The organism is Reichenbachiella sp. (assembly GCF_965223055.1).
Taxonomy (GTDB): Bacteria; Bacteroidota; Bacteroidia; order Cytophagales; family Cyclobacteriaceae; genus Reichenbachiella.
Map to the genome: position 1 here is coordinate 69,421 of NZ_CBDCVM010000006.1, position 21,438 is coordinate 90,858.

At 37.3% G+C, this 21,438-nt stretch carries 18 protein-coding genes, 1 tRNA gene and 1 other RNA gene; 7 read left to right on the forward strand and 13 right to left on the reverse strand.

From position 1 onward, the window contains the following. The gene (gene smpB / locus ACOQO5_RS05325; protein ID WP_420580652.1) at positions 1 to 462 is read right to left on the reverse strand and encodes an SsrA-binding protein SmpB; all 462 of its coding nucleotides are present in this window, start codon (positions 460 to 462) and stop codon (positions 1 to 3) included. A 71-nt stretch (positions 463 to 533) separates the two neighbouring features. After that, positions 534 to 1,538, reverse strand: coding sequence for a tRNA (adenosine(37)-N6)-threonylcarbamoyltransferase complex transferase subunit TsaD (gene tsaD, locus ACOQO5_RS05330; RefSeq protein ID WP_420580653.1), 1,005 nt, complete (start codon positions 1,536 to 1,538; stop codon positions 534 to 536). A gap of 225 nt (positions 1,539 to 1,763) precedes the next feature. On the opposite strand from tsaD, the gene ACOQO5_RS05335 reads away from it, so the two are divergent. The 4 genes from ACOQO5_RS05335 to ACOQO5_RS05350 all read left to right on the forward strand — a co-directional run bounded on the left by ACOQO5_RS05335 (position 1,764) and on the right by ACOQO5_RS05350 (position 8,335). Beyond that, positions 1,764 to 6,254 carry a translocation/assembly module TamB domain-containing protein gene (locus tag ACOQO5_RS05335; protein ID WP_420580654.1) on the forward strand — a complete coding sequence of 1,497 codons (4,491 nt, stop codon included), beginning with the start codon at positions 1,764 to 1,766 and terminating at the stop codon, positions 6,252 to 6,254. Between the two features lie 74 nt (positions 6,255 to 6,328). After that, positions 6,329 to 6,715, forward strand: a complete 387-nt coding sequence (locus ACOQO5_RS05340) for a hypothetical protein (protein ID WP_420580655.1) — start codon at positions 6,329 to 6,331, stop codon at positions 6,713 to 6,715. Between the two features lie 44 nt (positions 6,716 to 6,759). Further along, an RNA gene (rnpB, locus tag ACOQO5_RS05345) (RNase P RNA component class A) lies at positions 6,760 to 7,163 on the forward strand. An 11-nt stretch (positions 7,164 to 7,174) separates the two neighbouring features. Next, a complete protein-coding gene (locus ACOQO5_RS05350) occupies positions 7,175 to 8,335 on the forward strand; it encodes a sigma-54-dependent transcriptional regulator (protein WP_420580656.1) in 1,161 nt (386 codons plus the stop codon). A gap of 271 nt (positions 8,336 to 8,606) precedes the next feature. On the opposite strand, the gene ACOQO5_RS05355 is transcribed toward ACOQO5_RS05350, so the two are convergent. Next, the gene (locus tag ACOQO5_RS05355; protein ID WP_420580657.1) at positions 8,607 to 9,611 is read right to left on the reverse strand and encodes an acyl transferase; all 1,005 of its coding nucleotides are present in this window, start codon (positions 9,609 to 9,611) and stop codon (positions 8,607 to 8,609) included. Positions 9,612 to 9,754: 143 nt separating this feature from the next. Here ACOQO5_RS05355 and ACOQO5_RS05360 point away from each other — a divergent pair, with 143 nt between their 5' ends. After that, a complete protein-coding gene (locus tag ACOQO5_RS05360) occupies positions 9,755 to 10,522 on the forward strand; it encodes a hypothetical protein (protein ID WP_420580658.1) in 768 nt (255 codons plus the stop codon). 1 nt (position 10,523) lies between these two features. On the opposite strand, the gene ACOQO5_RS05365 is transcribed toward ACOQO5_RS05360, so the two are convergent. Further along, positions 10,524 to 12,899 carry an alpha-ketoacid dehydrogenase subunit alpha/beta gene (locus ACOQO5_RS05365; protein ID WP_420580659.1) on the reverse strand — a complete coding sequence of 792 codons (2,376 nt, stop codon included), beginning with the start codon at positions 12,897 to 12,899 and terminating at the stop codon, positions 10,524 to 10,526. 349 nt (positions 12,900 to 13,248) lie between these two features. On the opposite strand from ACOQO5_RS05365, the gene ald reads away from it, so the two are divergent. Continuing rightward, complete coding sequence (gene ald / locus ACOQO5_RS05370; protein WP_420580660.1) at positions 13,249 to 14,361, forward strand: alanine dehydrogenase; 1,113 nt, start codon at positions 13,249 to 13,251, stop codon at positions 14,359 to 14,361. Here the strand turns inward: ald and ACOQO5_RS05375 are convergent. Continuing rightward, positions 14,358 to 14,804 carry a type I restriction enzyme HsdR N-terminal domain-containing protein gene (locus ACOQO5_RS05375; RefSeq protein ID WP_420580661.1) on the reverse strand — a complete coding sequence of 149 codons (447 nt, stop codon included), beginning with the start codon at positions 14,802 to 14,804 and terminating at the stop codon, positions 14,358 to 14,360. The two genes, ald and ACOQO5_RS05375, sit on opposite strands and share 4 nt — an antisense overlap. Positions 14,805 to 14,909: 105 nt before the next feature. Between ACOQO5_RS05375 and ACOQO5_RS05380 the strand changes: the two genes are divergently transcribed. Continuing rightward, positions 14,910 to 15,683: an AMP nucleosidase gene (locus ACOQO5_RS05380; RefSeq protein ID WP_420580662.1), complete on the forward strand. Its 774-nt coding sequence runs from the start codon at positions 14,910 to 14,912 to the stop codon at positions 15,681 to 15,683. Here the strand turns inward: ACOQO5_RS05380 and ACOQO5_RS05385 are convergent. The 8 genes from ACOQO5_RS05385 to ACOQO5_RS05420 form a co-directional block, all read right to left on the reverse strand. Next, positions 15,661 to 16,923, reverse strand: a complete 1,263-nt coding sequence (locus ACOQO5_RS05385) for an MFS transporter (RefSeq protein WP_420580663.1) — start codon at positions 16,921 to 16,923, stop codon at positions 15,661 to 15,663. The two genes, ACOQO5_RS05380 and ACOQO5_RS05385, sit on opposite strands and share 23 nt — an antisense overlap. Before the next feature lie 94 nt (positions 16,924 to 17,017). Continuing rightward, entirely contained in the window at positions 17,018 to 17,476 is a 459-nt protein-coding gene (locus tag ACOQO5_RS05390; RefSeq protein ID WP_420580664.1) for an ExbD/TolR family protein, read from the reverse strand. A gap of 1 nt (position 17,477) precedes the next feature. Beyond that, entirely contained in the window at positions 17,478 to 18,119 is a 642-nt protein-coding gene (locus ACOQO5_RS05395) for an ExbD/TolR family protein (RefSeq protein WP_420580665.1), read from the reverse strand. A gap of 4 nt (positions 18,120 to 18,123) precedes the next feature. After that, entirely contained in the window at positions 18,124 to 18,447 is a 324-nt protein-coding gene (locus ACOQO5_RS05400) for a hypothetical protein (RefSeq protein WP_420580666.1), read from the reverse strand. A 27-nt stretch (positions 18,448 to 18,474) separates the two neighbouring features. Continuing rightward, complete coding sequence (locus tag ACOQO5_RS05405) at positions 18,475 to 19,329, reverse strand: MotA/TolQ/ExbB proton channel family protein (RefSeq protein ID WP_420580667.1); 855 nt, start codon at positions 19,327 to 19,329, stop codon at positions 18,475 to 18,477. A gap of 65 nt (positions 19,330 to 19,394) precedes the next feature. After that, positions 19,395 to 19,482: transfer RNA gene (locus ACOQO5_RS05410), tRNA-Ser, on the reverse strand. 88 nt (positions 19,483 to 19,570) lie between these two features. After that, complete coding sequence (locus ACOQO5_RS05415) at positions 19,571 to 20,644, reverse strand: asparaginase (RefSeq protein WP_420580668.1); 1,074 nt, start codon at positions 20,642 to 20,644, stop codon at positions 19,571 to 19,573. A gap of 9 nt (positions 20,645 to 20,653) precedes the next feature. Beyond that, complete coding sequence (locus tag ACOQO5_RS05420; protein ID WP_420580669.1) at positions 20,654 to 21,418, reverse strand: TatD family hydrolase; 765 nt, start codon at positions 21,416 to 21,418, stop codon at positions 20,654 to 20,656. Positions 21,419 to 21,438 lie beyond the last annotated feature (20 nt).

Sequence of the window (21,438 nt, forward strand, 5' to 3'; positions counted from 1 at the left end):
TTAATATTGATTTCGTTCTAGCTCTCTTTTCACATCTTTCTCTTTGATGCTATCTCTTTTGTCATGAATCTTCTTTCCCTTAGCTAGTGCCAATTCTAATTTGGCGTATCCTTTGTCGTTTACAAAAAGTCTAATTGGAATAATCGTAAGCCCTTTTTCCTGACTTTTTGAGTCTATTTTATCCAATTCAACTCTGTTCAACAACAGTTTCCTTTCTCTTAAAGGTTCATGATTATTAAAAGTCCCTTGTTCATATACAGCGATATGCATTCCCTTAATAAACATTTCTCCCTTCGAGATATAACAATAAGCTTCTTGCAAGCTTGCCTTCCCTTCTTTGATTGACTTTATTTCGGTGCCTTTAAGCACCAATCCAGCCACATATTTATCGATAAATTCAAACTCGTAATTTGCTTTCTTGTTTCGAATATTTACTTGATTTGAAAATCTCCCCTTACTCATCGTTACACAATCAAATTAAAGTTATAATTTTTATTATATCCGGTTAAAATCCAAAAATGAACTGGACAATTTTAGAATTTCATTCTTGGCATAGGTGAAGCGGTCAGAGGTGCCGTGTCACCAGCGAGCCATTGATAGTGCGCAGTCATACCTATCATACCGGCATTGTCCGTACAATATTCAAATCGAGGAATAAAAGTCTTCCAACCTTTATCACCCGCCATATCTTCAAATTTCTCCCTTAAACCACTGTTTGCTGAAACACCACCTGCAATAGCCACCTGATTCACGCCCTCCTGTTTTACAGCCAATTCCACCTTCTCCATCAACATATCAATCAAATGCCTTTGAATACTGGCACAAAGATCATTTTTGTTGTTTTCAATAAATTCTGAGTCTTTCATTTTCTCCTTATTTAGGAAATTCATAAAGCCGGTTTTTATACCGCTAAAAGAATAGTCCAAGCCGGGCATTGATGTTTCATTGAACGTGAATTTATCTTTATTTCCTTCTTTAGCCAGTTTATCAATCAACGGGCCTCCAGGATACGGCAATCCCATCAGTTTTGCACATTTGTCAAATGCTTCACCTACGGCATCGTCTGTGGTCTGACCTAGAACTGTCATCTCTAAATAATCATCCACTCTTACAATCTGGGTATGTCCACCACTAACCGTTAGGCACAAAAAAGGAAACTTTGGTTTCGGGTCTTCAATAAAATGTGCCAATATATGTGCTTTCATATGATGTACCCCGATCAATGGAATATCTAGAGCTAATGCCATCGATTTTGCAAATGCTCCACCTACCAACAAAGCACCAAGCAATCCCGGGCCCTGCGTAAAAGCTATCGCGCTCAAGTCTGACATACATACATTCGCATTACCCATCGCTTCCTTTACTACTGGCCCAATCGCTTGTTGATGCGCTCTAGAGGCTAGTTCAGGTACTACGCCTCCGTATTTACTATGAATTTCCTGTGTAGCAATCACATTATTCATCACCTTGCCATCTATGCAAATAGAAGCCGATGTTTCGTCACAAGAAGACTCGATAGCCAAAATAACATTTTTCACTTTTCCGACTTTTTTGATTGTATAAGGTTAAGCCCAAAAGTACAAATCTGGGCATATTTTTTGTACCATCAATCAAAGTTCCGTAATTACCGATGATTATGGTTTAAATAATCCAAATTACTTTTGCGGAGCAGTAGTTTTATGAAGGAAAATTCTCAAAAAAATTCAAAATTAAGACGTAGGCTATCCAGGCTATTTTTGTGGCTTCCTATTCTATTGGTAGCCTTGGGAATATTATCCTTCTCAGTATTTCAAATCCCTAAAATACAAACTCGCTTTCTAAATAAAGTATCATTTCTAATTGCCGAAAACACAGGATTTGATGTTAGCATTGGTCACGCCAATCTGACTTGGTTTGATCACATGATTCTAGAAAATGTGCGATTATACGATCATCAAAATGATAGTACACTCATTTCAGTCAATAATATAAAAGTAGATTTTAAGCTTTTTGATTTTATCATAAATAGAAAACTAAATGCAGATAAACTCGAATTAGAACGCCCTTATATTCATATAATTAAAGAAGATGATTCTACAGAAGTAAATATATCCCGATTCATTACCGACTTAAAAGATATATTCAAGAAGAATAGAAAGAACAAAGAGAAAAAAACAGCTCTCAGCTTAGATGAAATTCTAATTAAAGATGGACTCTTTACATATAATGATTTAAGATTTGACTCAGTGTCTCAAGGTAAAGATTACCGTCATTTTGCATTCGATTCTATTCAAGCTCATGTTTCCTATTTCGCATTTATAAATGACAGTTTGGGTATGAACATTAATCATTTCACTTCCCAAGACCCGAATGACCAACTCAACATAAAAGAATTTGTGAGTGACTTTTCTTTTACCAAAAAAGAAATGAGATTTTCAAGATTAAGCCTAAACACATCCAAAAGCCTAATCAAGGACTCAATAATATTCAACTTTAATCACCCATCTCAATTTAAATATTTTGTTGACAGTATTTCATTTTATGCTAATCTGAACAACTCAGTAATAAGTACTGAAGAAATTTCACTTTTCAGCCCTGCTCTCTCCAAGCTCAAACAGGATCTAAAATTCACTGGGCAGATAGCTGGGTCTGTAGGCAGATTAAAAGTGATGAATTTTGATATTCAGTCTGAAGGAAATACCAAATTCGAAGGTGATGCAGAATTTTTTGGCCTGCCAAAAATCAAAGAAACTTTTATTAACCTTGAAATCGCTGAATCGGTTCTAGACCCTCAAGACATTACGAGCCTATTACCTGCGAAAAATCATCAACAGGCACTAAATGTGGGCAAGGTGGATTTTAACGGCAGTTTTATGGGATTCCTGACAGATTTTGTAGCAAACGGAAATTTTACGTCCGCTGTCGGTAAAGTAAGTACAGATATAAACTTTAAAATCAAGGAGAATAATAAAGCGTGGTATTCTGGAGGGTTAGAACTGGAAAATTTTGACTTACGCACCATCTTCCATAATCAAGATAAGCTTAAACACATTACACTCAATGGCAAAATAGATGGCAGCGGATTACGAATTGATAACACAGATTTCACTCTAATTGCAAATGTGGATTCACTCCAAATCAAAGACTACAACTATCAAAATTTATCAACCAATGGCCAATTCAAATTAGGTTTTTTTGATGGGATATTATCCGCCCAAGACCCTAACCTTAAATTTAATGGCAATGTGAAAATCGATTTGAAAGATCAACGGAATAAGGTCAACATCAAAGCCAAATTGGATACAGCAAATCTTTTCGCATTGGGTTTAACCGATCAACCATTAAACTTATCCTCACTTGTTGACATAGACATGAAAGGGTTGAAAATAGATGACATGGTGGGGTATATTTCTTTGTATAACAATAGTATAGGATATGATGATAAAATGCTCCTCATTGATTCTGTGAAGTTTCTTTCGTCTTTGATTGAAAAACAGCGAATCATACATTTTGAAACTGATGGGCTCACTGGAGAAATGAAAGGAGAATTTAGAAACAGTGTTTTTTTAAAAACGATTGGAGAATTCTATAAAGAAATAAGACTTAACCTAAAAAATGACCATGAAGAAATAAAAAGTTATTATTCCCAAAAAGCCAACTCAGAACTAGAGAAATACGACGTGAATGTTGATCTCAATTTCTGGGATCTAAATAAGTTTGTCAAGCCCTTTTACCCAGGTTTCGACATTTCAAAAGAAGTAATACTTAAGGGATCATTTACTCAAGACAGTACCTCTAGACTTACGTTATATGGCGCTATAGATTCATTGACTATTGATCAAGTATCATTATCCAAGAATTACTTAGACTTAAATGTTTCTAAAGAATACTTTGGAAAAAACACACTCGCATCCGCTTTTGCCTCCTCCAACAATCAAAACTGGTCGAATAAATATCAAACTCAAAATGCATTTGCAGACATCTTATGGTATAAAGACAGCATGACAGTTGCCATGAACATAGACCAACCGGAGTTCTCTAATAGTTTAGCAATTGAAACATCAGTGAATTTTCTTGTGGATTCAACAATTCTGCATTTTCAAAAATCCAACATGGAAATACTTGGAAAAAAATGGAAATGGGATCCTTCGAACAAAGTAATAAATAAAGATGGTGAATGGGTTTTTAGAAATGTAAAAGCGTCCAACGGACCAGAAAAACTAGAAATCTCTGGACAATATTCATTCGAGACATCCGAAGCTATGTACATAGATCTCAAAGGATTCAATATTCAAAATATTCAATCTTTGATGGCGAATAAAGTAGAAGGTACAATTGATGGACGAATAAAAATAAAAAGACAAGAAATAAATGATCTCATAGAAGGAAACCTAATCGCACGTAACTTAAAAATTGAAAACTTTTTATTAGGTAATTTGTTTGGTATTTCAAAGTGGGATAGCGAATTCGAACGCTTGGTATTGACCATGGATTTAGTTCAAAATGGCAAGAAAAAAATAGACATCAATGGCGACTATTATCCCAATAAGGAATCTAATCAACTCAATCTGAATGCAAAATTCGATAGTGCGAATTTGAAAATTGCAGAGCCTTTTATAAAAAAGAGCTTTTCTGAAATAGGAGGAATGGCCTCTGGGCAATTTAGCATTTTAGGTTCACCATCGAACCCCATCCTCAAGGGACAAGGAAAAATAACCAATGGCGAGGTATTAGTGAATTATTTGAATACCCGTTATTTCTTTAACGGCAATCTAATTATTGACGAAAATGAGATTAGCACAAGCAATTTAGTATTAGCTGATAACGAGAAAAATAAAGCCTACCTATACGGCGGAATTTTCCACGATGGATTTAAAAATTTAGTATTGGACTTCGAAGGCTCTTTCGAAAATTTCAAACTGCTAAATACTACTTCAGCAGACAACGACGCATACTACGGAGTAGCTTATGGTACTGGAAATATCAGCTTTCTAGGTGCTATAGACAATATTCAAATTACTGCAGAAGCTCAAACCACTAAAGGAACCAGACTTTCCATTCCTCTTGGAGAATCATCCGATTCACAAATAGAGAAAAAAGAATACATTGAATTCGTTGATTTAAAAGACGAAAGCAATGTGCAAAAAGTGATAGAAGAGGTCCACACCCAAGAAAAACTCAAAATCAAAGGTGTCGAATTAGATTTTGATTTGGAATTCACTCCTGATGCTTATGTCGAGTTGATATTTGATGTACAAGCCGGAGATATCATCAGAGGACGCGGTAATGGTAACATCGAACTTCAAATTAATACTGATGGAGATTTCACCATGTTCGGAGATTACACGATTGAAAGTGGTGGATATAATTTCACTTTATACAACATCATAAACAAAGAATTTGACATTAAAAAAGAAAGCACCATATCATGGTATGGAGACCCTTATCGAGCGATATTAGATATTTCAGCTTCCTATCGTCAACTGGCCTCTCTTGCTCCTTTGATGGTTAGGTTTTTGGACCCTGATGATATCAATTCTCCAGAAACAAGAAAAAAGTACCCTTCTATTGTCGACCTCCAACTCAATGGAAATTTGCTCACCCCTACCATAAAATTTGATATAAATATAGAGGACTATCCTCCGAACAATCAGCTGCCGAATAGTTCCGTCACCTTGGACGAAGTCGTAACAGCATTCAAAGCCAATTTGAAAAACAATGAACAAGAAATGAATCGTCAGGTTTTCAGTTTGATCATTCTGAGGAAATTTTCAACAGAAAACAGTTTTCAAGTTAACAGCCAAACGCTTGGCAATAGTATAAGTGAATTTGTTTCAAATCAACTAAGCTACTGGGCTACGCAAGTTGATGAAAACCTGGAAGTAGATGTTGATTTAGCTGGATTATCCGATGATGCTTATAATACATTTCAATTAAGACTTTCTTATACTTTTCTCGATGGACGATTGCGAGTGACACGGGGAGGCAGTTTACCTAATCAGGAGACAAAAGGTGACGTCAGTACTATCATAGGAGATTGGACTGTAGAATATTTACTCACTGAAGATGGCAGATTCAGAGTCAAAATGTATAGCCGTTCTGATCTAAATGATACCAATTCTCAAATTCGAGAGAGTAGCTTCGAAACAGGTTTTAGTCTACAATACATCAAAAGTTTCGATCAACTTAATCAAATTCTTTCCGACAATAGAAAAAAGAACATTTCGAAAAGGGAAAGTGTAACAGAAGATTCAAAAGCTTCCAAAGAAATCTAAAATATTCCTTATCTAGACTTCTACTAACCCATTATTATGTTTACTTTTAGATAAGAAATCAAAACCACTTACTAATGGAATTGAATAATTTCATGAAGTCCTACGCCGAAGAAATCAAAGGCAATTTTTCAGAGTATGATGATCAGCGATCTGTCATTGTTGTACCTCTTGAAATGGATCGACAACAAGCTGTTGTAGGTGAGATTGATCAGGAAAATAATCTAATATCAATATCCTCTAAAGTCTGCGTGGCTGAAGACAAAATTCGTTTCAAAGATTTACTCGAAGAAAATCACCGATCTACTTATGGTAAGTTTACTATTGTAAATGGCTTCCTTAAAGTTGAATCCAGATCTCCCATGGATTCCATATCTGACAAGTATCTTAAATGTGCCATTCAAGAAGTAGCTCTATTAGCAGATAAATGGGAGCTAAGTATTACAGGTCAGGATATTTTTTAGTTTCACTAAGTCTCATTCACAATTATTTAATTTATTAGTTTTGTTTCATAGGCCGCCTTATCGTTCCGATGTTCCGATAGCAATCGGGGCCGGGAAGGAAAGTCCGGGCAACATAGAGCATCGTACTTCTTAACGGGAAGTCCCGATTTATCGGGGAGAAAGTGCAACAGAAAACAAACCGTCCTGACTTGTCGGGATAAGGGTGAAATGGTGAGGTAAGAGCTCACCGCTCCAACAGTGATGAAGGAGGCTAGGTAAACCTTACGAGTTGAAAGATCAAATAGGTTCTGCAAGGGGTGGCTCGCTCCGTTCTCGTTCCGATAGCTATCGGGATCAGAATGTAGAATGGGTAGATTGATAGATTCCGATAGCAATATTGGGACTAGATAAATGATAAGGGTTCCGACTAGTCGGAATACAGAACCCGGCTTATAGGCCTATTACTTACTTTAAACCAATATGACAAAGATTTTAATTATTGACGATGAAAAAAGCATTCGTCATACCCTTCGTGAAATTTTAGAATACGAAAAGTATAAAATAGATGAAGCAGAAAATGGCAAAGTCGGTTTAGAAAAGCTGAAGGAAGAAGATTTTGATGTTGTATTATGCGATGTCAAAATGCCTGAAATGGACGGAATTGAAGTTCTTGAAAATGCACGAGCGCTTGATCACACTCCTCAGTTCATCATGATTTCGGCGCACGGAAACATCGACACTGCCGTAGATGCAACAAAAAAAGGAGCTTATGACTTCATTCAAAAGCCACCAGACTTAAACAGACTTCTGCTTACTATAAAAAATGCTTTGGATAAGTCTAACTTGATTCAGGAAACTAAAGTATTAAAAAAGAAAGTAGCAAAGTCAAATGAAATTGTAGGTGAATCCGAACCTATTCAAGAAGTAAAAGAAACTATTGAAAAGGTGGCTGGAACAGAAGCACGAGTGCTAATAACTGGTGGAAATGGTACAGGAAAAGAACTTGTAGCACATGCTATTCACAAACTTAGCAATCGAAATAAAAAACCTCTTGTTGAAGTAAATTGTGCCGCTATTCCTTCTGAGTTGATTGAAAGCGAACTTTTCGGTCATGAAAAAGGCTCATTTACCTCAGCGGTGAAACAGCGCATAGGCAAATTCGAACAAGCTGATCAAGGAACTCTTTTTTTGGATGAAATTGGGGATATGAGTTTGTCAGCTCAAGCTAAAGTGCTTCGCGCCTTGCAAGAAAACAAAATCACTCGAGTCGGTGGAGAAAAAGAAATCAAAGTAAATGTTAGGGTTCTCGCCGCCACAAATAAAGACCTCAAAGAAGAAATTAATCAAAAAAGATTCAGAGAAGATCTTTACCATCGATTGAGTGTGATACTAATTAAAGTTCCTTCTTTAAAAGAAAGGTCAAATGACATTCCATTACTAGTAGATAAGTTCCTCGAAGATATAGCTGCAGAATATGGTACTAGTAAAAAAGAAATAGAGGCAAAAGCACTAGATCAGCTCAAAAAAGGAGATTGGACCGGAAATATCAGAGAATTGCGAAATGTGGTTGAAAGGCTCATTATCATGTCAGAGGACAAAATAACAGTAGAAGATGTAAAAAAATATGCGGACACCAACTAGTGATCCGCATAGTAAAATATTTTAAACGTCTTTATTTTCTACTTAGACAATTCTGTAGAGTTCACATCACCTTTTGCATAAGTAGGACATGTTCTCTGCGTACATGCGCTCATTGCAAAAACTACCAAGGCCACTATAAGTATCTTTACTTTCATCTTTTGTTATTATCAATTACCTGCTTCAATATTAGAACATAAATATATAAAAAATATTACACTTTCTGTGAAATATTGATTTTCCATAAAATAATAGCCGGGTTTTCTTTGAACGGTTAAACAACCATCAAATTGCATCCCCTAATATCAGAATTGTCCATTCTTCCCAAAATTTCAAATTCACCGTTTTCTAACACCCGACCAAGGTCTTTAGTCTCGATAAAAGCACAAGAATGCACATTGGCTAAATCAATAACGTTCATCCCTCCCATTCTTCCACATTCCAAATTTGAAAATGGATCTTCAGGATCACGAATCAATATCTTCATCTGAGATGGCAATTGGTATGTTCTGGCATTAAAAGAATACGCTTGAGAAAGCAATTCGGTCATCCCATATTCAGAATCTATTTGAACGTCTCCAAATCCTTTTTGAAGGATTTGATAAAACTCGCTTTTTACCATATCCTTTCTTCGCCCCTTCATACCTCCTGTCTCAATAATTCGGAGTCCATCTAATTTTATGTTATTTTTCATGGCTCTGTCTACCAAATCCAAAAGAGCATAACCCACACCAAACAAAACCACAGACTTATCATTGTTCTTCAACGACTCTTGCAAATCGCACAATAAATCATCCTTCCGATCTAGATAAAAGCCCCCTTCAAGGTTATTATTACTGTCTTCAATAAAATGATCCACCATTTTCACTAAAGAAGAATGACCTTGCTCCTGATAAGATGGCAATAGGGCAAAAAATGTATAGTTAGTCAATCGACCATACATCTGCTCAAAAATTAACTTTGCGTTGGATAGATAAAAAGTAGAATCTTGAATATGATGTTCACTCCTATTCGACCCAGTGGTTCCACTACTCAGATATATTTCTTCTTCAACCCATTCACCAGTCTTGACCTTATGTTCTTTAAAAAAGTCAATGGGCAGAAATGGAATTTCACGAATACTCTTAACCGAGGCCGGATCGAGATTAAGATGTTCTATGTAGTCCCTGTATACTACACATTCCTGCGCTTGAAAATGAAACAGCGCCATAGCTACCTTATCATAAGATTGAGAGTTAACTTTGCTACTCTTATTTTTGAAACTATTTATAAGTTTCATAAGTTAGAAATAGTAAGGGATTAGAAGAGATCAATTGTATTAATATCAGTATTTTTAGCAAATGTAATTTTAATTGGATGAAGGAAAAGTTTAATTTTTGGAATAATGTTTCGTCGGCTCCATTTTTTACTATTTGCGTAATTATGGCATTATATTCTTGCAAAGAGCCCGATCCATTCCCAATCATTCCTCAAATTCAATTCAACAACCTTCAGTATATTGAGTTGACCGAGAATGGCAATCCTGATTCTTTGATACTCTATTTCGATTTTCAGGATGGAGATGGGGATTTAGGAATAGAAGGGAATGAAAATTACCCTCCTTATCAAGACTACATTTTCTACTTTGATGCCAACAATCAATTGATTACTTACAATCAAAAAGAAGTGGCTCTTCCCATGACCATAGTGAACCCTGACGATGACAAAACAATTGAAATCAATGAAGACATTAGACCTTCTTATGATTGTATTAATTATGAAATTCTGTACATAAACTATGAAGACAGGACCTATCTTCTTCCAGGGACAGACCCAGATGAAGTTGATTTATCCTCATACGAACAGGATACTATATTTTTAGAAAAGAACCCTTTCAGGAACAATATTGAGGTTAAATACTATCGAAAAAGAGGAAGAGAAAATTACGAAGAAATAGACTGGAGGTATCTGACTAGCGAATACGGCTGTGGAATTTCTTTTGATGGAAGATTTCCAATACTAGATTATGAAAGCGCATCCGAGTCTGCTTCCTTAGAAGGTACCATTAAATATTCAATGGTATCCACAGGCTTTAGAACTGTACTCAGAAAAGATACTTTTAGTATTAAATTCAGAATAATGGATCGTAGTCGAAATCGCAGTGAGTATACAGAGACTGGTGACGTTACATTAGATCAATTGATCCGATAGTCTAGTAAATATCTGGATAAGTATTTGGATCTGTTTCTCCCATCATTTCATATACTTTATCGAAAATGGTTTCTACACTTGGTTTAGAATAGTAATCACCATCAGACCCGTAAGCTGGTCTATGTTCATTTGCAGCTATTGTCACTGGCTGACTATCCAAGTACCTAAAGCACTCCTGATCTACGACTAATTTATCTAGAATATAGGCTGAAGCACCTCCAGGCACATCTTCATCAGCAACAATTAATCGGTTTGTTTTCTTTATGGAAGATATGATGCTTTGATGTCTATCAAATGGCAATAAAGTTTGCACATCAATTACCTCAACTTCAATCCCATAACTGGCCAACTCTACCGCAGCGTCCATTACAATACGGCACATTGAGCCATACGTCACTACTGTCACATCCTCGCCCTCTCGTATGATTTCGGGTATTCCCAATGGCACTTTGAACTCGCCTACGTTATCAGGCATTCTTTCTTTTAGACGATAGCCGTTCAAACATTCTATAATCAAAGCTGTATCATCTGACTCAAGAAGCGTATTATACATCCCAGCTGCTTGTGTCATATTTCTAGGCACCAAAACATTTATACCCCTCAACGCATTGATAATCATCCCCATAGGAGAACCAGAATGCCATACACCTTCTAATCGGTGTCCTCTTGACCGAATGATCAACGGAGCTTTTTGACCTCCTTTGGTTCTATATTGTAAAGTTGCCAGGTCGTCGGATAAAGTTTGAACTGCGTAAAGTAAGTAATCCAAATACTGAATTTCGGCAATTGGTCGCAAACCTCGTAGAGCAGACCCGATACCTTGTCCAATAATTGTGGTTTCCCGAATACCTGTATCTGTGACTCTTAACTCTCCATATTTCTCCTGCAAACCAGCAAACCCTTGGTTCACATCTCCAATCTTTCCGACATCCTCTCCTAAGGCAAATACTAATGGATTTCTGTTCAAAGCTTCATCAAAACAGGCTTGAAGCACTTCGCGACCATCTACCATTTTTGAACCTTCTGAGTACTTGGGAGCTTCTTCACCAATATTTAATGAAGAGTATTTAGACTCACTATACAAATGAGAAGAATACTCGTCATATCTTTTTTCATCATTCTTTTTGAGCCAATGAACGAGCATATCTCTACTTCTGGAAGGCTCTTGTCTCGTCAACCTCAAAGCTTTCTTCGCTCCTTTGGTCAATTCAAGCTTGTTGATATTCAGGCCTTCCTTAAGATTCTTAGCGATAGAAAGTAATTTTGTTTTTTCTGCACTACGCTCAGCGACAGAATCAATCATCCCGATTAAAGAAGCCACATCGGAATCTATGGCCGTAGTATAAGCCTTCCACGCCTCAATTCGAGCTGTTTTCGCTACTTGTTTAGCTGCTTCCTCAATGGCATCCAATTCCTTTCCAGTAGCCAATTTTTCATCCAAAATCCACTCACGCATCTTCTTGAGACAATCAAATTTAGCTTCCCATTCTAAGCGCTCCTTAGATTTATATCTTTCGTGCGAACCTGAGGTAGAGTGTCCTTGAGGCTGGGTAACTTCTTCCACATGAACCAATACAGGCACATGCTCATTTCGTGCAATCTTCTCAGCTTTTTGAAAAGTCTTACACAGATCCACATAATCCCAACCTTTAGTAGTCAGAATTTCAAATCCTTTTTCTTTCGCCGTTCTTTGCATCCCTGCCAAGGCCTTTGAAATACTGCCTTTTGTTGTATGATACTCTTTAGGCACTGATATACCGTATTCATCATCCCAGACAGACATAACCATAGGCACCTGAAGTACTCCAGCTGCATTCATGGCCTCATAGAAATGACCTTCCGAAGTGGAAGCATTTCCTATAGTGCCAAAAGCTATTTCATTTCCATTGACAGAAAACTGCTTATACTTTTTTAGGGCAGGGTTATTTCTATATAGCTTAGAGGCATACGCTAATCCTAACAACCTTGGCATTTGACCACCGGTATTGGAAATGTCTGAACTGGAATTTTTCATTTTCGTCAAGTCCTTCCATTCACCCTTTTCATCTATCAGACGAGTACCAAAATGACCATTCATCATACGTCCCGCTGATGCAGGTTCATCCTCTACTGAAGTATGTGCGTATAGCTGAGCAAAAAATTGCTGTGATGTCAATTCCCCAATCGCCATCATAAAAGTTTGATCACGATAATAGCCAGATCGAAAGTCTCCATTCTTAAAAACCTTTGCCATGGCTATTTGAGGCAGCTCTTTTCCATCTCCGAAAATTCCAAATTTGGCTTTACCCATGAAAACTTCCTTTCGGCCGATATAGCTATCTTCCCTACTTTCTACGGCAAGTTTGTAATCATTCAAAATTTCCTTTTTTGAGGACATGATTTCGGTAGTTTTTTCTGAGACTTTCACCATTTGAAGATAAGATTTTTAGGACGATTATAAAAGAACCTAACCCTACAAATTTAACAAACACACCACATCATTCAAATATTTTTAGGAAGAATACAAAATAATATTATATTTGAGACAATAAAAAAAGACTAAACAGAATATAATTTGGTTAATGTGATTTTTTCAAGCATAATCATAAATGAAGTTAGTTTTTTGAAATTTATATTTTCACGACTGATTCAGAACGTCAAATTATCTTTCGAATCTGGATTAGGTTGTGTAAATTATAAGTAACAATTATTGTCGTATATTTTATTGTAGTTAAACAATTTATGCCATGATTATCGGGGTACCCAAAGAAATTAAAAACAACGAAAACCGTGTAGCTCTTACACCCTCAGGAGTAAAGGAACTGAAAAGACACGGACACCAAGTATTTGTGCAAAAAACTGCTGGAGAAGGTAGTGGGTTTGCGGATGAAGAATACACTAGCGTAGGCGCCGAGCTCTTACCTACTATTGAAGACGTTTATAGCAAGGCCGAAATGATCATCAAAGTAAAGGAACCTATTGAGCCAGAATACAAACTGATTAAGGAAGACCAGCTGGTATTTACTTATTTCCATTTTGCTTCACACGAACCTTTAACTAAGGCCATGATCGACAGTAAATCTGTGTGCTTGGCTTATGAAACAGTAGAAAAAGCTGATAGATCATTGCCACTATTGGTACCTATGTCTGAAGTAGCTGGTAGGATGTCGATCCAACAAGGGGCAAAGTACCTCGAGAAACCTTTGAAAGGAAGAGGTATTCTTCTTGGAGGTGTACCAGGAGTACGTCCTGCAAAAGTAATGATACTTGGTGGTGGTGTAGTAGGAACTGAAGCAGCTAAAATGGCTGCAGGGTTAGGGGCAGATGTGACCATCCTTGACCTAAGTTTGCCAAGATTGAGGTATTTGGATGATGTAATGCCTGCCAATGTGAAAACATTAATGTCAAGCGAATACAATATCAGAGAAATGATCCAGGATCACGACTTGATTATCGGTGCCGTGTTAATTCCAGGAGCAAAAGCTCCTAAGCTGATTACAAGGGACATGCTTAAAGACATGAGACCAGGAACAGTTTTGGTTGATGTAGCTGTAGATCAAGGAGGATGCTTTGAGACTACTAAACCTACAACTCATCAGGAACCTACGTACATTATTGACGATGTGGTTCATTATAGCGTAGCAAATATGCCTGGTGCTGTACCTTATACTTCAACTTTAGCATTAACAAATGCAACTCTACCTTATGCCATTCAATTGGCAAACAAAGGATGGGAAAAAGCATGTAAAGAGAATAATGAATTGAAATTAGGCTTGAATGTTATAAAAGGTGATGTAGTATACAAAGGTGTTTCTGAAGCATTTGATCTTCCATACACTCCTTTAGATAAATACATCTAAGATTGATAAACCGGGATCTTCTCTACAAAATCGAAGGTTCCGGTTTTTTCATTTTGTTCACAGCAGAAGTGATCCATTCCATTGGTAATCACCATATACTTCGCCTTTAAGGTCTGATTATAAATTGCTGCTTGTTGGAAAGTCGCTTCTGAAATATTCACCTCCGGCGCTTTACATTCAACAACCATCAACGGATTCCCCGTATTGTCATAAGCAACAATATCAGGCCTCTTCTTCAATTGGTTGTATCTGATTTCAAACTCTGTTTTGAGAAGAGATTTAGGGTATTTTAAGTAATCATTCAGGAATTTCAGGAAATGCTGCCTCACCCACTCTTCAGGAGTTAATACCACATATTTTTTCCTGAATTCATCCCATATTTTCCTCCCATTTTCTGTTTCCTTGACTTTAAATGGAAACCTGGGAAGATTTAACTCTTCCATGACTATTGATTATTTACTTTCAATATTAGCACAATTCATTTACTTTTATTCTCAATCCAGATGTTACTCACTAACATCTACTTAAATTCAAAAAGCAATTCCCATATGAAAACAAAAAAAGAGATAGTTGACAATTGGCTCCCGAGATACACAGGTGTAGAATTAGAGGACTTTGCCGAATATATTCTGCTCACAAATTTTGCAAACTACGTTGAAATTTTTGCAGAGAAATTTGACGTAAGCGTAGAAGGCAAAGACAAACCGATGCAGTCCGCTACAGCCAACAACATAACTATTATCAATTTTGGAATGGGTAGTGCTATGGCTGCAACTGTTATGGATTTACTTTCCGCTATTGAGCCAAAAGCAGTGCTATTTTTAGGGAAATGTGGCGGCCTCAAGAAAAAGACACAACTAGGCGACTTAATTCTTCCAATTGCAGCTATTCGGGGAGAAGGTACTTCCAATGACTATTTACCCATTGAAATTCCCGCCCTACCCTCTTTTAGACTGCAGCGAGCAGTTTCCTCGATGATAAAAAAACATGAAATGGATTATTGGACGGGAACGGTTTATACAACTAACCGAAGAGTTTGGGAACATGACAGGAAATTCAAGAAATATCTACGAAAAATCCGTGCCATGGGCATTGACATGGAAACGGCTACTCTATTCACTGTAGGCTTTATCAATGAAATTCCAAGAGGTGCTTTGTTACTGGTCTCAGACAATCCAATGACACCCGCAGGCGTTAAAACAGATGCCTCAGATAAAAAGGTAACTGGAAATTTCGTTGACAACCACATTCAGATAGGTATAGATGCTTTGCTTGAATTATTCAATTCAGGTGACTCTGTCAAGCATATGAGGTTTGACTAGTCTTATGGATTCTAGAATATAACAACAAACCAACTCCAACAACAAAGAACAGCATCAAAGCGATGGTGCTGTTTCTCATGGATCCTGTCCATTGCTCTATAAAACCAAACGAGAAAGTACCCACTACGATCGATAACTTCTCTACGACATCATAAAAGCTAAAGTAGGAAGTATTATCAATTGTATTATTAGGGATCAATTTTGAAAATGTAGACCGGGACATAGACTGAATTCCTCCCATCACAAGCCCTACAACCACAGCCAATCCATAAAACTGATATTCCGTTTGTAAAGCATAAGCGTAACCACAAACGCCTATCCATATAATTAACATCGAAAGAATAGAAATACCGTTATTGTACTTTTTAGAAATAGCAGCAAACAAATATGCCCCTGCTATAGCAACCAGCTGAATGATGGTAATTGTAACAATAAGTTTAGTTGCCTCCAGACGTAATTCTTTCTCTCCGAAAATTGCCGCTAAATGCATGACGGTTTGCACCCCTGCACTATAAAAGAAAAAGGCCAGCAAATAGACCTTCATCATTCTCAATTCTTTCAGAGAATGAAATACAATCTTTAGCTCCTTTACTCCTTTTGCCAACAAATTTTCTTTTTTCTTTAACCGGTCCTTGTTATCTGGTAAGTAATAAAAGCTGTATTGAGCAAATCCAAACCACCACAAACCAACCAATAAAAACGAAAGCCGAACCACTTGAGATTCTGCTTCAAACCCTAAAGTTTTGTGCATAATAATCATGGCAAAACTTATCAACAAAAGCAGTACACTTCCAATATACCCAAAAGCATAACCTTTAGCACTCAACTGATCATACTCCGACTCAGAGGTTATCTCTGGCAAATAGGAATTGTAAAACACTAAACTGCCGGAATATCCCACTCCGGCCAATATGGAACAAATAATACCATACTCTATATTCTCGCCTCTAAACCAGAATAACCCTGCGGTTGAAGCCGCTCCCAAATAAGTAAAAAGCTTTAAGAAGAATTTCTTTTTACCACCATAATCAGCTATTCCCGACAACCAAGGAGAAATCAATGCCACTATGAGAAAGGCAGTTGATACCGCATATGAATACAGGACAGTATTGGTTATTTCCCAACTAAAAAAAATAACAGTTTCTGAATCGAATGCACTCCGTGTAACTCCATTGAAATAGATGGGAAACAAGGTGGACGAAATCACTAATAAGTAGGCAGAATTCGCCCAATCATACATGCACCAGGCGTTCTTTATTTGCTTTTCAGACGGCATAGTCACAAAAAAAGGCCTCGATAAATCGAGACCTTTCTATATTATTAAAGATTAGTAATTAATCAACTCTTTTCGAAGAACTGTAAAGTACTTTCCTTGCATTCGCTTCTTTAAACTCCTGCTGAACATCAGTTACGATACCCATTTTGGCATCCACGTCCACTTTCATAGACATAGTAATCTGATCTCTTTCTACTTCACTCAATTTGTCCTTCTCTTGGTTTACAAACCTTACCACGTCTTTCACTTCAATGAACACATCATTGACCTGAATCTTTGGCTGAACACCATAAATCGCTGTTCTTTTAGGCTTACCAATATATACATAGCTCACCAACGATTTTCTTTCCAGCTTACTCAATTGAGTAGACTTTGGAAGCTTCTGCTCTACCATGATAGTAGTTTCTCTCAATACTGTTGTCACCATAAAGAAGAACAACAACATAAAGATAATATCTGGCAATGCAGCCGTTGGGATTTCCTGAGAGGTACCTGAACTTTTCTTAAACTTTGCCATATCAACCTCCTATTTTATTTGGTTCAGCAATGGATATCGCTCTTGGAATACCAGCTCTTGCTTTAGTATACATTTCTTTTTGCTCAGGATCTTTCTTATCCAGTTGCAAAAATTCTTCAGCAGTGATACCTACTCTTTCGCCATAAACTTCATTGTAGGCAGCATTGACTTCATCAAGCACTCTTACATAAAGTTCATAGCTCGTTCCTCTATCTGCCTTGAAAGACACAATTGCCTTTCCTGGTTCATCAGAAGAGTGAGCACTTCTACCTTTACTATTTACATGCCTTCTCAAAGTAGCAGGCAATTGATTGTACAACAATCTACCATCTGCTGAAGGCTTACCAAAGTTCAAAATAAAATCTTTGATCATTGGTCGCAACTTCGAAACATCTCTCATAGGCTCATCTTCAACCAATAGCTGGTCATTAGAGTTAGCCAATATTTTAAAGATATTTCTATCATTTGTTTTCACCTCTGGTGGCGGCTCGTTAGGATCCGGCTTCGGAGGCAAAAGCATCGCGATTCCTTTGTCGTTTGCAATCGTGGTAGTTACCAAGAAGAAAATCAACAAAAGAAAGGCAATATCCGCCATCGAACCCGAGTTTACCTCGGCCGCAGGTCTATTTTTACCTTTCGCCATAATCTTATTTTACTGCTTTTGAAACTTCTGTATAAACAATGCCGCCTAGTGCACCTATGATCAAAATGTACATCATAGTCAACAATCCACCTACAAACTTAGATAGACCTTCGTCAACACCTTGCTCAAGAGCAGAAGCAGTCACTTCAGACCCAGACAATGCGTAAGAGATAATAAATACTACAACCAAACCAGCTACACCTGCACCTGCTTTAGTCAATGACTTAGGATCACTTACTGAATTTATTATTGGAAAGACAATCGCAGCTAATCCTGCTAGGATCGTCAATGTGTAAGACACATATAATGCTATATCTATAGAATCCATTTCTAATTTCTTTTTAAGTGAAAAATCTTATTTAGCAGAATGCTTAACCAAGATATCTACTAAAGAAATAGAAGCATCCTCCATAGAGTTAACTAGTGAATCAATTTTAGAAACAAGGTAGTTGTAGAACAACTGTAGAATAACCGCAACGATCAAACCACCTACTGTAGTCAAAAGTGCTACTTTAATACCACCAGCAACCAAGGCAGGAGATACATCACCAGCTTCAGCAATCGCATCAAATGCGTCGATCATACCAATTACAGTACCCATGAAACCAAGCATCGGAGCCAAAGAGATGAAAAGTGAAATCCATACCATTCCTTTTTCCAATTTACCCATTTCAACAGAACCGTAAGCGATGATTGATTTTTCAACCATTTCAACACCTTCTGACATTCTCATCAATCCTTGAACGAAGATAGAAGCAACAGGTCCTTGTGTATTTCTACAAACATCCTTTGCAGCTTCAACACCACCTGAATTCAAAGCACCTTCCACTTGCTCCAACAACTTCTTCGTGTTAGTTGTAGCCAAGTTCAAAGTGATAATTCTTTCTATGGCAACAGCCAATCCTAAAATTAGACATAACAAAACGATGCCCATGAACTGCCATCCACCTTGGATGAACTGATCTTTTACGATTTGATGAAAACCAGGCTCTTCAACTGCTACTTCTTCGTAATCAGCTGCGGCAACCTCTTCTTCTACATACTCTTCTTCCGCATACTCCTCTTCAACAGCTGTGCTATCGCCTTCAGCCACCATCTCAGTAGAATCAGCTGCTACTTCTTCTGTAGCTACTTCATCCTGCGCCATTGTTTTTAGGGTGCTCATTGTAAACACACCAGTCAACATCAATAAAATTACTAATCTTTTCATAGTCTAATTTTTAGTAAATCTTTAATAAAGGTTTAAAAGTTATTCTTTTTAATACTAATTCAGTGCAGAGAGGAAGGGATTCGAACCCCCGGTGCCCTTGTGGGGCACACTCGCTTTCCAAGCGAGCACCTTAAGCCACTCGGCCACCTCTCTCTAACTTTTTTAGTTTTCTCCAAGCGACAAATAAATTATAAAAATACACTATTTGCAAATAGTTACATATTAATTTGGAGAACACTATTTAAATGGTCATTTCGCCTCTAATTGGAATGCTAAGTTTCTTTTTAACCTGCTCAATGGACTTTTCAGTACCTAGCAAATGCATCATTTTAGCTACAGCTGCTTCCGTAGTAATATCAAGTCCACTGATCACTCCGATTTCTGTCAGTTTTTTGCTCGTTTCATATCGTCCTTGAATCACACTTCCTCCGATACATTGTGAGACATTAAGAATAACTATCCCGCGATCAATTGCTTCTTCCAAAAGGTCGTTAAACCAATCGTAATTCATGGTGTTACCAGACCCATAGGATTCCAGAATCACCCCCTTCAGCCCTTCAATGCTCAAAATTCCTTTAACCACAGCTGGCGAAATATTTGGAAATATCTTCAATATTGCGACATCTGGATCCAGCTCAGATCGGTATTTCAACTCCTCCTCTTTATATTTTTTCAAAAAGGATTCATTGTAAACGATCTCCACACCAGATTCTGCTAAGTATGGATAGTTTTCTGATTCGAAAGCAGCAAAGTTACTACTACGGATTTTCTGCGCTCGGTTACCTTTAAGTAGATAATAATTAAAATAAAGACACACCTCTGTAACCATTGCATGGTCTCCATTCCTGGCTGAGGCAATTTCTAATGCTGTAATCAAATTTTCTCTTGCATCAGATCTGGTAGCTCCGATAGGAATTTGTGCTCCTGTGAAAATGATAGGCTTATTTACTCCTTTGAGCATAAAACTAATGGCAGAAGCCGAATAAGCCATGGTATCGGTACCGTGAAGAATCACAAAACCATCGTATTGATGATAGTTATCCTTCAATATAGAAGCCATGTCTTTCCATTGCTCTACATTAATATTTGAAGAATCTACTGGCTCTGGAAACGAAATTACCGTCAGCTTAAGGTCCAGCTTATGCAACTCTGGTATTTTTTCGAGTACCAAACTGAAATTGAATGGTGCTAGAGAACCTTCTTCATCATACACCATACCAAATGTTCCTCCTGTATATATAAGGAGTATGGAAGATTTGGGATCTTCCGAACTGGTCGCAATGTTGACTACTTTAAATTTACTTACTCGGGTCATTTTTGTTGTTTAATTGAAAATGCGATTGGCATTTTCAGTAGTAGCCTTAGCCACCTCATCTTTGGTAATATTCTTCACCGCAGCAATTTTATCTGCCACTAGGGCCAGATAGGCAGGCTCATTTCTTTTGCCTCGATGAGGAACGGGCGCAAGATAAGGACTATCCGTTTCCAATACCAAATGATCCAGAGGTATTGCCTTAAGCACAGGCTCAAGTCCCCCATTTTTGAAAGTAGCTACCCCTCCAATTCCTAATAGAAATCCTAATTCAATGATCCGATTGGCTTGCTCGACACTACCTGAGAAACAGTGAAATATACCTCGGAAATTTTCTGTTTTTAAATCGGCAACTAAAGCTATCGTTTCATCAATAGATTCACGGCAATGAATGACAATAGGCCTATCCTTTTCAATCGCCCATTTGGATTGAATATTAAATGCTTCTTTTTGCTGCTCGAAGTAGGTCTTGTCCCAATATAAGTCTGTCCCCATTTCTCCAACCGCTACAAAATCACGTTTATTCAACCAGTCTTCTACTACATATAACTCTTTCTCAAAATTCTTATCCACCGAACATGGATGTAATCCCATCATGGGTATGCAATATCCCGAATAACGGTTTTCTAACTCCAACATCGCATCTATTGATTCACTATCAATGTTTGGCATGTATATTTTTTCAATACCCTGCTCCCTGGATCTTTCGATCATTTCATCTACATCATCCTTGAATTTATCAGAATAAATATGTGCGTGAGTCTCTACTAGCTGCATTCCAATTTTCTATAACTTCT